Genomic DNA, 12,144 nt, shown 5'->3' with positions numbered 1-12,144 from the left:
ATGGCGGCAACCTTTGTTCATCTTTACCGATTGCTCAGCTGGGGACGTATATTAGCAAGGCATGGGGTCTTAAAAATAGTCGAGACTGACCCAACTACGCCGACTTCTCTTCGTCTTATTATGCGTATTGCCCGTTTAGGGGTTCATACACCCAAAGAACCAACCTATGCGGCGGCCTTCGTTGCTTTGGGACCGGCTGCAATTAAATTTGGACAAACTTTATCGACCAGACCGGATATTATTGGCGATAAAGCCGCCAATGAATTATTTTCTCTACAAGATTCAGTGCCGCCTGTTGCTTTTAAAGAAATTCGTAAAGTTATAGAAAAAGCCCTTGGTTGTCCTATTGAGCAGTCTTTTCGTTTTTTTAATGAAGTGCCGATAGGATCAGCCTCTATTGCACAGGTGTATCAGGCCGAAACGCTAGAGGGGCAGCAGGTTGCCGTTAAAGTTTTACGACCCGGCATAGAACAAGCCTTTAAAGAGGCTACCGAAACTTATGAATGGGCTGCAACCCGCATAGAATCTCTCAATAAAGAATTAACCCGCCTACGCCCTCGCCTTGTCGTCAATACTTTTCGCCAATGGACAGCGCGTGAGCTTGATCTTAGACGTGAAGCGGCTTCTGCTTCTGAATTAGCCGAAAATATGGAAGCCGAGCCTGACTTTTTGGTGCCTAAAATCGACTGGGGACGGACATCCCGACGGATGATGACGATGCAATGGGTCGATGGCATAAAGCTATCCGACCGACAAAGATTGATAGAATCTGGCCATAATCTTCAGACACTGGCTATCCGATTAGTGAGAAGCTTTTTAAGACAAGCTATTGTAGACGGTTTCTTTCACGCTGATCTTCATCAAGGTAATTTATTCGCCTTACAAGATGGTACCCTAGCTGTTATCGATTTCGGTATAATGGGGCGCATTGATCGCAAAGCGCGCCGCTGGCTTGCTGAAATTTTATACGGCCTTATTACGGGTAATTATGCGCGCATTGCCGAGATTCATTTCGAAGCGGGTTATGTTCCACCCCATCATAGCATTGCAGAATTCACCACGGCCCTAAGAGCAATAGGTGAACCGATAAGAGGCTTGCCTGTTCGGGATATTTCCATAAGTCACATGCTTGATGGATTATTCGCGATAACGCGTGAATTTGATATGCAGACACAGCCTCATTTATTGCTGCTGCAAAAGACAATGGTAGTAGTAGAGGGGGTCGCAACCTCTTTATATCCCGATATTAATTTATGGGATACAGCAGGGCCTTTTGTCAAAGAGTGGTTACGATCAGAGTTAGGCCCTGAAGCTTATATTGCAGAACATTTTCATAAAAATTTGAAAATTTTTATGCAGTTGCCTGATCTTATTCAGCGCATAGAGCAATATTATCCACCTTTGACAGTAGCCGCACCTTTTTTACCCTTTGAAAAAGCACCCGCTAAGTCTGGTATGAAATTTTGGCATTATATTGCTGTAATTTCAGTTTCTCTGGTAATCGGTGCGCTTATTAACCATCTCTGGAATCGCTAAACACAACTATGATTTTGCCCTTAAAGGAAAATTGATGGCCTCTTCTTTAAACGGAAAGCAAATTCTGTTGGTTATCTCAGGTAGTATTGCTGCCGTAAAAGCACCGGATATTTTACGATTACTGAGAAAAGAAAAGGCCGAAGTGCAATGCTTGGTTACCCAAGGCGGAGCTCATTTTATAACGCCGATGGCACTTGCTAGCCTATCTGGTCATTCTGTCGCACAGGATATCTGGAATGAAGAAGAAGAGGCTTCTATTCGTCATATCCGACTAGCACGACAAGCCGATCTAATCTTAGTCGCCCCCGCTTCTGCCAATTTTATAGCAAAAATGGCCACTGGTTTGGCTGATGATTTAGCATCAACGGTTCTCTTGGCTGCCGATAGCCCTGTCTTGATCGCTCCCGCGATGAATCATCGTATGTGGCACCATGCGGCCACCCAAAGAAACCTAGCCCAGCTGCGTGCTGATGGTATTCAATGCATAAATCCTGATGAAGGTATGATGGCTTGTGGGGAAAGCGGTGTCGGCCGCTTGGCGGAGCCGCAAAGAATTGTTGCAACGGTGCAATCGCTACTTTCAGAAAGAGAGGGCGGCGGCTCTCCTTTAAAAGGACGTCATTTTATTGTTACAGCGGGGCCGACGCATGAGCCTATAGACCCTGTCCGGTATTTAGGGAATAGATCCTCAGGTAAACAGGGTTTTGCTATTGCCGAAGCTCTGCATAGTTATGGTGCCCAAGTTACCTTGATTGCAGGCCCCGTTGATGCCGTTACCCCTGTGGGGGTCGAAAGAATTGATGTTAAAACAGCGCTAGAAATGAAAGCCGCTGTAGAAAACGCCTTACCCGCAGATGGGGCAATTTTAACCGCGGCTGTTGCGGATTGGCGGGTTGAGCCTTCTACTTCAAAATATAAAAAAGAGGGGGGCAAGCCTTCTCTAACCTTGATTGAGAATCCTGATATTTTAGCCGAACTATCGCAGCGTAAAACCAATCGTCCTAGACTTGTTATTGGTTTTGCAGCAGAATCTGATAATTTGTTAGAAAATGCTGTTACTAAATTTAAAAAGAAAGGGTGCGACTGGATTATCGCTAATTCAATCGTGGCGACGAAAGAGGCCCCTGCCGCTATGGGGGGTGATGACAATCGGGTTCACCTTATTACACAAAAAGGTATCGAAAGCTGGGATAGAATGTCTAAAAAAGCGGTTGCCTGCAAATTAGCAAATTATATCACGCATTATTTTAAGGTTTGATTTTAAAGACCTCAATATCTGATGAAGGTTTGAATTATCGTTTTTTATTTATCCTGAATGGATACCGGAATTTTTCATGAAAATAGACATTAATATAAAACGCTTACCCCATGGTGAAGGCTTACCGCTTCCTGCTTATGCGAGTGAAGGCGCAGCGGGCATGGATGTTGTGGCCGCTGAGGATGTTATTTTACAGCCGATGCAGCGCTATCCTGTCAAAACCGGTTTTGCCGTTGCCATCCCAGCGGGCTATGAAATTCAAGTGCGGGCAAGATCGGGTCTTGCGTTAAAACACGGCATTGCTTGTCCCAATGCACCCGGCACTATTGATTCAGATTATCGGGGAGAATTAAAAATTCTTCTTATCAATCTGGGTGAAGAAGTCTTTACGATCAAACGGGGGGATCGGATTGCACAATTGGTGCCCGCTATTGTGACGCAGGCGACCTTTCGTGAAACTGAAAATCTTGATGATACGCAGCGCGGTGATAACGGTTTTGGATCGACGGGCATATGAACCTCACCGAAACACAGCTTGATCGCTACGCACGCCATATTGTTTTGCCTGAAATCGGCGGAAAAGGTCAGAAGAAACTTTTAGCGGCCCATGTGGCGATCGTGGGTGCCGGCGGTATTGGTTCGCCTGTCATTCAATATCTGGCAGCCGCGGGTGTTGGCCGTTTGACTATCATTGATGATGATGAAGTCTCACTGTCTAATCTTCAAAGACAGACTTTGTTTGCAACACGCGATGTCGGTGCGCATAAAGTGGCAATGGCCGCCAATGTAGTGCAAAGACTTAATCCTGATGTCAAAATAGTACCTTATGACCAACGGTTAACTTCGGATAACGCTAGGGATCTATTGGATAAGGTTGATGTTATCGTCGATGGTAGCGATAATTTTGGCACGCGTCTCGCTATCAGTGATATGGCAACCGAATTAGCTATTCCCTTGGTCTCTGCGGCAGTGCATCGTTTTGAAGCACAGTTAGCTGTCTTTAAAGGGTATGAAAGCGATAAACCTTGTTATCGCTGTTTCGTCGGGGATGATCCGGGTGAACCAGAAATGACCTGTGCGGCTCAAGGCGTTTTAGGCGCATTAACAGGCACGATCGGAAGTTTGGCCGCCGTGGAAGCTATCCGGTTGCTAACAGGTTTTGGAAAAGAGAATACTGACAAGCTGTTATTAATTGATGCTAAAGATTTTCGTTTCCGCACGGTGCGTTTAGCCAAAGAACCAAACTGTCAGTGTTCCAGGCATAAAAAAGACTGATCGTTAAACCTGTTTCGGCTTAAAAATAGAATAACTTGAAAGTGAAAGGGGATGCTAAATTTTCTTACGGCATCCCCTTTATGAATCCTTGAGCGTATCGGCTTATGAAGCCTCGGATGTATCAACGGTTTTAGCACTAGCCTTTTTCGGGCTGGCTTTTACTGCAGTGCTTTTTTTGGTCGTTGCCTTTTTAGCTGTAGCCTTTTTTACAGGCGTTTTTGTCTCGGCTTTCTTCGTGGTTGTTTTCTTTGCCGCCGTTTTCTTGGCGGTAGTCTTTTTCGTTGCTGTCTTTTTTGCCTTAGTCTTTTTCGGCATTTTTGCGCGTGCTTCAAGAAGCGCCAAAGCGTCCTCTAAAGTCAGGCTTTCGGGGTCGCTATCTTTGGGTAAAGAGGCATTCGTCTCGCCGTCATTAACATAAGGCCCGTAACGACCATCCATGATCTGAACAGGCTTCTCTGTGACAGGACTGTTCCCTAAAACCTTCAAGGGTTCACGGGTACGTGTCCCACGGGAGCGTCCTTTATTTTCGGCCGCTTCTGCCAATTTCACAACAGCCGAGTTGATGTCTGTCCCCAACAACTCTTCGGTTGAAGAAAGTCTTGCATATTGTCCGTCACAATTGAGATAGGGGCCATAGCGTCCCGTGCCAGCTATAATCATTTTACCGGATTCTGGATGAAGGCCCACTTCACGCGGCAACGCCAATAATTTCAGCGCCAGCGCTAAATCGACTTCTTTCGGATTAACATCTTTTGGGATTGAAACGCGTTTAGCTTCTTTGCCTTCACCCAACTGGATATAAGGACCAAAGCGTCCTTTGCGCCGTGAAATTTCACGCGCTTTCTTTTCGTCATCCTCAGAAGGTTTGTTTTCGATAGCTGTTTTTGCGCTGTCGGCGTCTTCTGAAGATGCGTCCCAAGGTAAACCCTTTTCAGAAGAAGCTGTTTCCGATGATAGGTTTTCGGTTGTTGCCGGTGATAGATTTTTTTCAGAATCTGCGGATTCACCCGATTCATCCGTAACCGGCATCCATCCTAAAACAACCGGCTCATTATCGTCCTTGTCGTCGTCTTCCCCCTGTCCGAAACCGCGTGTGTATTTACATTCTGGATAATTGGAGCACGCAATGAAGGCCCCGAAACGACCACCACGTAAGGCCAGTCGTCCCGTATGACAAATCGGACATTCGCGCGGGTCGTGCCCATCACCTTTATCAGGGAAAAGCCAAGGCCCTAAAAATTCATCTAAGGCTGCCGTTACCTCTGAAGGTTTTTGTTCCATGACTTCTGAAGTTTTGGGCTTAAAATCATGCCAGAAAGCTTCCAACACTTTTTGCCAATTAGCCCGTCCGCCTGAAATATCGTCCAGACTTTCTTCTAAACCCGCCGTAAAATCGTAACTGACATAGCGCAGGAAAAAACGTTCCAAAAAGGCCGTAACAAGTCGCCCGCCTTCACTGGGAATAAAATGATTACGTTCTACAGTAACATAGGAGCGATCTTTTAAAACCTGAAGCACAGACGCATAGGTAGATGGACGGCCTATGCCCAATTCTTCCATTTTTTTGACCAAGCTGGCTTCTGAGTAGCGTGGCGGTGGCTGCGTGAAATGCTGATCTGCGCTTACGGCCTTTTTATCAGGACTATCCCCTTCCCGTAACAAAGGCAGACGTATCTTGTTATCCTTACTCTCTTGTTTTTCATCCCCACGGTCCGATGCCGTATTCTGGCTTTCATCGCGTCCTTCTTCATAAAGTGCCAGAAATCCGGGGAAAAGAACAACCTGTCCAGTGACACGGAGCATATGCTGTCCGGTCTGATCAGCAAGATCAATGGTTGTTCGTTCAAGCTTTGCAGAGGCCATTTGGCTGGCCATCGCGCGTATCCAGATTAACTGATAAAGTTTAGCCTGATCACCCGTAGCAGCTTGATCGCGAGAGAAATCGGTTGGACGAATGGCTTCATGCGCTTCTTGCGCGTTTTTGGCCTTTACCTGATATTGGCGTGGCTTATCCGGCACATAGCTTGGTTCATAACGATGCGTGATAGCTTTTCTGGCTTCTGTGATCGCATCACCATCCATTTGAACCCCATCGGTTCGCATATAGGTGATCAGCCCCTCTTCATAGAGATTTTGGGCAAGACGCATCGTATGGCTAGCCGCAAAGCCCAATTTGCGTGCGGCTTCTTGTTGCAGGGTAGAAGTCGTAAAAGGCGGTTGCGGATTACGGGAAAAAGGTTTGGTTTCCACTTTGGAAACCGTAAATTGACCGGCTTCGACATCCGCCTTGGCGGCTTCAGCTTCCTCTTTAGTGCTGATAGAAAGCTTGTCTAATTTATGGCCGCGCCAATGAATAAGTCTTGTTGTAAAGGCAATGTTATCGGCTTCCATAGCCGCTTCGACTGACCAGTATTCTTGCGGCTTGAAGCTTTCAATTTCCTGTTCACGATCCACGACCAAACGCAAAGCGACCGATTGCACGCGACCAGCGGATTTTGCCCCCGGTAATTTCCGCCACAGAACCGGAGACAAGGTAAAGCCGACCAGATAATCAAGCGCACGACGAGCCAGATAAGCATTGATCAAATCTGTATCGAGTTCTCGCGGATGGGCCATCGCTTCGGTCACAGCCGGTTTTGTAATAGCGTTGAAAGTAACCCGTTCTACATGCGGGGGTAGCAGATCATGCGCTTTTAATAATTCAAGCACATGCCAACTGATAGCTTCCCCTTCCCTATCAGGGTCAGTCGCAAGGATTAGGCTGTCGGCTGTTTTAGCCGCATCTTCGATTGCCTTTAGACGATGAGCTTTATCTGCATAATTGCTCCATATCATGGAAAAACCATTGTCAGGATCAACGGAGCCATCTTTGGCGGGCAGATCACGGACATGACCATAAGAGGCCAGAACCTGATAGCCCGTCCCAAGATATTTTTCGATAGTTTTGGCCTTGGCCGGTGATTCAACAACAACGAGTTTCATGATACTCCTGACCATCTCGCGCAACTATGCAGGAGAGTGGGGCCTTTTTTTTCATGGTCAAGTGGTATGAACCATCTGAAAAAATTATTGGGAAACAATGTTTAAACTATTCTCTATTCGCGGGTAGGCGTTGAAAGCAACAAAAAATCAGCCGAGAATAAGACTAATTCTACCACCAGCATGACGTTCGAGCCGCCCTGCGAGTTCCAATTCTAATAATACCGTCTGAATAATAGCGCTTTCTAAGCCCGACTGCCGTATCAGTTCATCAACGATAATCGGCGCTGATCCTATCAAGCTTTGAATAGTCTTTCGGTCTTTTTCTCTAATATCACACAAAATAGCGGGGGGCTTATACGCGATCGGGTTGCTATGGAGATGATCCGAAGAAGAAAACTGTTCTTTTTCAGTGGGGGATGTCTGGTAAACCTCTGATAAGAGGGCCACAGCCTCGATAATATCATCACTACTCTGAATAAGAGTTGCCCCTTCCCTGATAAGCTGATTGCAGCCATGACTGCGGGAATCCATAGGAAAACCCGGAATGGCCATGACTTCGCGTCCGATATTGGTGGCTAACTTGGCCGTAATAAGCGAGCCTGATTTGGGGGAGGCTTCTGCGACGACAACCCCAAGCGCGATACCCGCTATAATGCGATTTCTGGCCGGAAAATGACGGGCTTTTGGTTCAGTAGCGGGCGGCATTTCACTGACTAATAAACCTTGTTCACTTATTTTTTGCTGAAGATCCGCATTTTCAGGGGGATAAATACTGTCGATTCCGCCTGCTATAACCGCAATTGTTTTTTTTGTACCGGCCCCTTGATGCGCCGCCGTATCAATGCCCCGAGCCAGCCCCGAAATTACAAGATACCCTTTTTCTGTTAATTGGTGGCTGAGATCATGGGCAAAACGCATTGCGGCAGCGGACGCATTTCTTGCGCCAACCATTGCAATGGCCGGTTTTTGTAATAATTTGGGATTACCTTTTACAATGAGAACCGGTGGCGCATTATCCAACTGTGCCAGAAGCGGCGGATAATAGGGACTGCCTTGGAAAATATAGCGCCCGCCCAGCGTTTTAACCTTGGCAATTTCGCTTTCTATCGCTTTTTCCGAAGCCAAGGGCGGCGCATTGCCGCCGCCCCGTCTTGCCAAGGTGGGCACCGCTTTCAAAGCTTCTTGGGGTGAAACATAACGCGATAATAAATTACGACAAGCGATAGGCCCGATACGGGGTGTTCTGATCAAACGAAGTAAGGCGCGGTAATCATCAGATGAAAATTTAAAGGATGAAGTTTTCTGCATAATTCGCTTTTTTCAATCCTCTATTCTAATCACCGTCCCGATAGTGCTTACTTCTTTTCCCCGATACGGGTTTCTTTACCTAATAACAGTCGCCGAATATTATCTTGATGCCGCCATAACAATAAAATCGTCATGGCTGCAAAGAAGCTGATATAGGCGGTTGGTCCAAAAAATAAGGTTGTAGCGGTCGCTGCAATAGCGCCGGCCATACCACCGACAGAAGAATAACGGCTTAACTTTGCTGAAAGTAACCAGACAAAAGCAAAAGCAAAGCCGGCCAGCCACCATGTAGCAAAAGAAACCCCGAGCATCGTTGCGACACCTTTACCGCCGCGAAAACGAAGCCATACCGGATAGCAATGTCCGATAAAGGCCGAGCCACCGGCTATAGGCACCAAATCTGGAAAATGAAGGTAATGGCCCGCAAGATGATGCCCAACACAACGGGCCAGCAAAACGGCGACAACCCCTTTTCCAATGTCAAAAAGCAAGGTCAAAGCGGCCAGATCTTTGCGTCCCGTTCGCAACACATTGGTCGCGCCGATATTGCCAGAACCAACGGCACGAATATCGATTGCCCCAAAACGCCGTGCGAAAAGCAAGCCGAAAGGAATTGAGCCTAAACCATAGCCCATCAATAAAATCAGCGCTATAATCAGCCAGGGCGACATGGTAACTCCCCTTTTATATTAAAAAATATGTACATAAAGTTGAGGGCATAAAGCCTAATTGAAAAAGGGAAGCAAGATAGAAGTCTGTTTTATACTGTTTCAGAGTGGTTTTTATATTAAAAATTAGATTTAATATTATTGATAAACATAATTATATTATTAAACATATCTTTAATTAGATTTTTAAAATAAAAATAATTATTATTTCCTAATAAATAGGGAAGAATTAAAGATGTCCTATGTCTGATCGCAATCCTATTTTAATCTTTGATTCCGGTATCGGTGGATTATCCGTTTTAGAACCCATTAAAAAACTGATGGCAGAGGCTCCAATAGTCTATGTAGCGGATAATGGCGGTTTCCCCTATGGCACCAAAAGCGAAAAAGAAATCGAGACTCGGGTTCCGGCTTTATTGGGGCGGTTGGTAGAACGTTACCATCCAGCCTTGTTAGTGATTGCCTGCAATACCGCCTCGACGATCGCCCTTCCCGTAATAAGATCAGCTTTAAATTTGCCAGTAGTCGGCACGGTTCCCGCCATTAAACCCGCAGCCGAGCAATCAAAAAGCCATGTTATCGGGGTATTGGGTACAGAAGCAACGGTGCGACAGGCTTATGTTAATCATTTATCAGAAAAATTTGCTAAAGATTGTCTGGTTATTCGACAGGGTTCTGCACGTCTTGTCGAATTAGCAGAAGCTAAATTACGAGGTGAAAAAAGTGATCTAACCGCTTATCGCCAAGAATTGGATGCCTTATTAAATCAATCGGGTGGGGATAAAATAGATATCGTTGTACTGGCTTGCACGCATTTTCCCTTGATTAAAGAAGAATTAGAAGCCGTTTCACCGCGTTCGTTATCTTTTATAGACGGGAGTGAAGGTATAGCCCGACGCGTGCGTTGGTTAGCCGATGATTTAGAGGTAAAGAATAAATTAAAATCATTATGGGTAAAAAAAGAGGATGATAAAAAAACGATAAGCGGTAAACTCGTTTTTACAGCGCCCACTACAGTTCTTCCTTTTTTCAGACAGGCAATGAAAAAAAGAGGATTAAGTGAAATTATTTCTCTCTGAAATCGAGTTGTTCTTTTAGTTTTTTTAAAAATTCCTCTGGTCTGATCTTTTCTAGAGCGCTAAAAGAAAAACCGTCTTCTATAATTAGGCTAAGGCCTCTTTCGTTAAAAGGAGTAATCCTTTGGATTATCAACATATCTTCAGCCAAGCGATTGAGCGCCTGCATAAAGAAGGCCGCTATCGTGTTTTTATCGATATTCTGCGCAATAAAGGCCACTTTCCGAACGCCCGTTGTTTTGCCGGCCATAATGGGCCAACGCCTATCGCCGTTTGGTGTTCGAATGACTATCTTTCGATGGGGCAAAATCCCAAAGTTATCGGCGCTATGGAAGAAGCCCTTAATAATGTGGGAGCCGGTTCTGGCGGAACACGCAATATCAGCGGCACCACCCATTACCATAGCGACCTTGAAGCAGAATTAGCCGATTGGCACGGTAAAGAGGCTGCCTTGACCTTTACGTCAGGTTTCGTGTCCAATGAAGCCACACTTTCTACCTTGGCCAAGGTATTACCGGGCTGTATTATTTTTTCAGATGAATTGAACCATGCCTCGATGATTGCCGGAATTCGGAATTCGCGTTGCGAAAAACGGATATATCGCCATAATGACGTACAGCATCTGGAAGAATTATTGGCCGCTGAAAGTCCAGATGTTCCTAAATTAATTGCTTTTGAAAGTGTTTATTCGATGGAAGGCGATGTTGCCCCCATCGAAGCGATTTGCGATCTTGCCGATAAATATAACGCGATCACCTATCTTGATGAAGTCCATGCTGTTGGCATGTATGGCCCACGGGGGGCCGGTATTGCCGATCGTGAAGGTTTGGCCGATCGGTTGACGATTATTGAAGGCACTTTGGCCAAGGCTATCGGTGTTATGGGGGGCTATATTGCTGCCGATCAATTGATTGTGGATGTCATCCGTTCTTATGCACCGGGCTTTATCTTTTCTACGTCGTTAGCCCCTGTTTTGGCAGCGGGTGCCTTGGCGAGTATCCGTCATTTAAAAGCCTCTTCCCAAGAAAGAGACGGACAGCAGAAAAGTGCAGCTACTTTGAAACAGCTTTTCAAAGAGGCCAATCTACCCGTGATGCAGACAACGACCCATATTGTGCCGCTTTTTGTGGGCGATCCGGTTAAAACTAAACGCATCTCTGATATTTTGTTGAATGAATATGGTGCTTATGTTCAGCCCATTAATTTTCCAACAGTTCCAAGAGGCACAGAACGGCTTCGCTTTACACCGGGGCCAACCCATACCGAAGCGATGATGCGTGATTTAACGCAAGCCTTGGTTGAAATTTGGCAGCGTCTTGATATGCGATTTGCAGCCTAAACCTATTTTCTTTTCTCTTTATTTTTGTCAAAAATGATAAAAACCGGCCTGTTTTTAACAATCAGGTCGGTTTTTTCTCTTTTATACCCAGCAGAACGGTTTTCATTCTTGATTCAAACGCTTAGAAAGAGACCGCTTTACCGCCTGAAAGGGCTTGCTTTCTATAAATTTTGCGTTTCTCGCTTTCTTTATAGACAGGTTTGACTTGGGGAAAATAGGTGACCTCTTCTGTGTCGTCGAATAAATCTTCTAAAAAAAAGCTAGTGATCGCCTCTGATCATGCGGCTTTTGAATTAAAAACGGCTCTTATCAACTGGCTACAGGAAATTGGCCACGAGGTTGAAGATTTGGGCCCGCATGAAAATCATTCTGTTGATTATCCTGACTATGGCTACAAATTGGCTCAGGCTGTGGCTGAAAAACGGGGTGATTTTGGCATTGCTTTATGTGGTTCGGGGATCGGTATTTCTATCGCCGTTAATCGCCATCCAGAAGCCCGTTGTGCTTTGATTACAGATAATCTTTCTGCGCGTCTTTCAAGAGAACATAATAATGCCAACGTCATTGCCTTAGGGGCAAGATTGATCGGCATTGAAACAGCAAAAGATTGTATTTTGGCCTTTCTTGCCACGCCTTTTGGTGGTGAACGTCATGTTCGCCGGATTAATAAACTGTCTAACCCCAATTTCAACATCTGAAAGG

10 protein-coding genes are annotated in these 12,144 nt (G+C 45.6%); 7 read left to right on the top strand and 3 right to left on the bottom strand.

What is annotated here, in order from left to right; genetic code table 11:
• From ubiB to ZYMOP_RS00565, 4 genes are all read left to right on the top strand, one after another.
• Entirely contained in the window at positions 1–1,536 is a 1,536-nt protein-coding gene (gene ubiB / locus ZYMOP_RS00580; RefSeq protein ID WP_013933416.1) for a 2-polyprenylphenol 6-hydroxylase, read from the top strand.
• Positions 1,537–1,570: 34 nt separating this feature from the next.
• Entirely contained in the window at positions 1,571–2,794 is a 1,224-nt protein-coding gene (gene coaBC / locus ZYMOP_RS00575) for a bifunctional phosphopantothenoylcysteine decarboxylase/phosphopantothenate--cysteine ligase CoaBC (RefSeq protein WP_013933415.1), read from the top strand.
• A gap of 76 nt (positions 2,795–2,870) precedes the next feature.
• Positions 2,871–3,311: a dUTP diphosphatase gene (gene dut, locus ZYMOP_RS00570; protein ID WP_013933414.1), complete on the top strand. Its 441-nt coding sequence runs from the start codon at positions 2,871–2,873 to the stop codon at positions 3,309–3,311.
• The gene (locus ZYMOP_RS00565) at positions 3,308–4,069 is read left to right on the top strand and encodes a HesA/MoeB/ThiF family protein (protein WP_013933413.1); all 762 of its coding nucleotides are present in this window, start codon (positions 3,308–3,310) and stop codon (positions 4,067–4,069) included. Before dut ends, ZYMOP_RS00565 begins: the two co-directional genes overlap by 4 nt.
• A gap of 102 nt (positions 4,070–4,171) precedes the next feature.
• Here ZYMOP_RS00565 and topA read toward each other — a convergent pair whose 3' ends face one another.
• From topA to plsY, 3 genes are all read right to left on the bottom strand, one after another.
• Positions 4,172–7,051, bottom strand: coding sequence for a type I DNA topoisomerase (gene topA / locus ZYMOP_RS00560; protein ID WP_013933412.1), 2,880 nt, complete (start codon positions 7,049–7,051; stop codon positions 4,172–4,174).
• Positions 7,052–7,198: 147 nt separating this feature from the next.
• Entirely contained in the window at positions 7,199–8,359 is a 1,161-nt protein-coding gene (gene dprA / locus ZYMOP_RS00555; RefSeq protein WP_013933411.1) for a DNA-processing protein DprA, read from the bottom strand.
• 47 nt (positions 8,360–8,406) lie between these two features.
• Positions 8,407–9,030, bottom strand: a complete 624-nt coding sequence (plsY, locus tag ZYMOP_RS00550; protein ID WP_013933410.1) for a glycerol-3-phosphate 1-O-acyltransferase PlsY — start codon at positions 9,028–9,030, stop codon at positions 8,407–8,409.
• A 239-nt stretch (positions 9,031–9,269) separates the two neighbouring features.
• Between plsY and murI the strand changes: the two genes are divergently transcribed.
• From murI to rpiB, 3 genes are all read left to right on the top strand, one after another.
• The gene (gene murI / locus ZYMOP_RS00545; RefSeq protein ID WP_013933409.1) at positions 9,270–10,106 is read left to right on the top strand and encodes a glutamate racemase; all 837 of its coding nucleotides are present in this window, start codon (positions 9,270–9,272) and stop codon (positions 10,104–10,106) included.
• 121 nt (positions 10,107–10,227) lie between these two features.
• Entirely contained in the window at positions 10,228–11,442 is a 1,215-nt protein-coding gene (hemA, locus tag ZYMOP_RS00540; protein ID WP_013933408.1) for a 5-aminolevulinate synthase, read from the top strand.
• A gap of 218 nt (positions 11,443–11,660) precedes the next feature.
• Positions 11,661–12,140, top strand: a complete 480-nt coding sequence (gene rpiB, locus ZYMOP_RS00535; RefSeq protein ID WP_013933407.1) for a ribose 5-phosphate isomerase B — start codon at positions 11,661–11,663, stop codon at positions 12,138–12,140.
• Positions 12,141–12,144 lie beyond the last annotated feature (4 nt).

The organism is Zymomonas mobilis subsp. pomaceae ATCC 29192 (assembly GCF_000218875.1).
In the GTDB taxonomy this organism is placed as follows: domain Bacteria; phylum Pseudomonadota; class Alphaproteobacteria; order Sphingomonadales; family Sphingomonadaceae; genus Zymomonas; species Zymomonas pomaceae.
The sequence above is the reverse complement of the archived record's forward strand: the minus strand, read 5'-3'. Positions and strand labels throughout refer to the sequence as shown.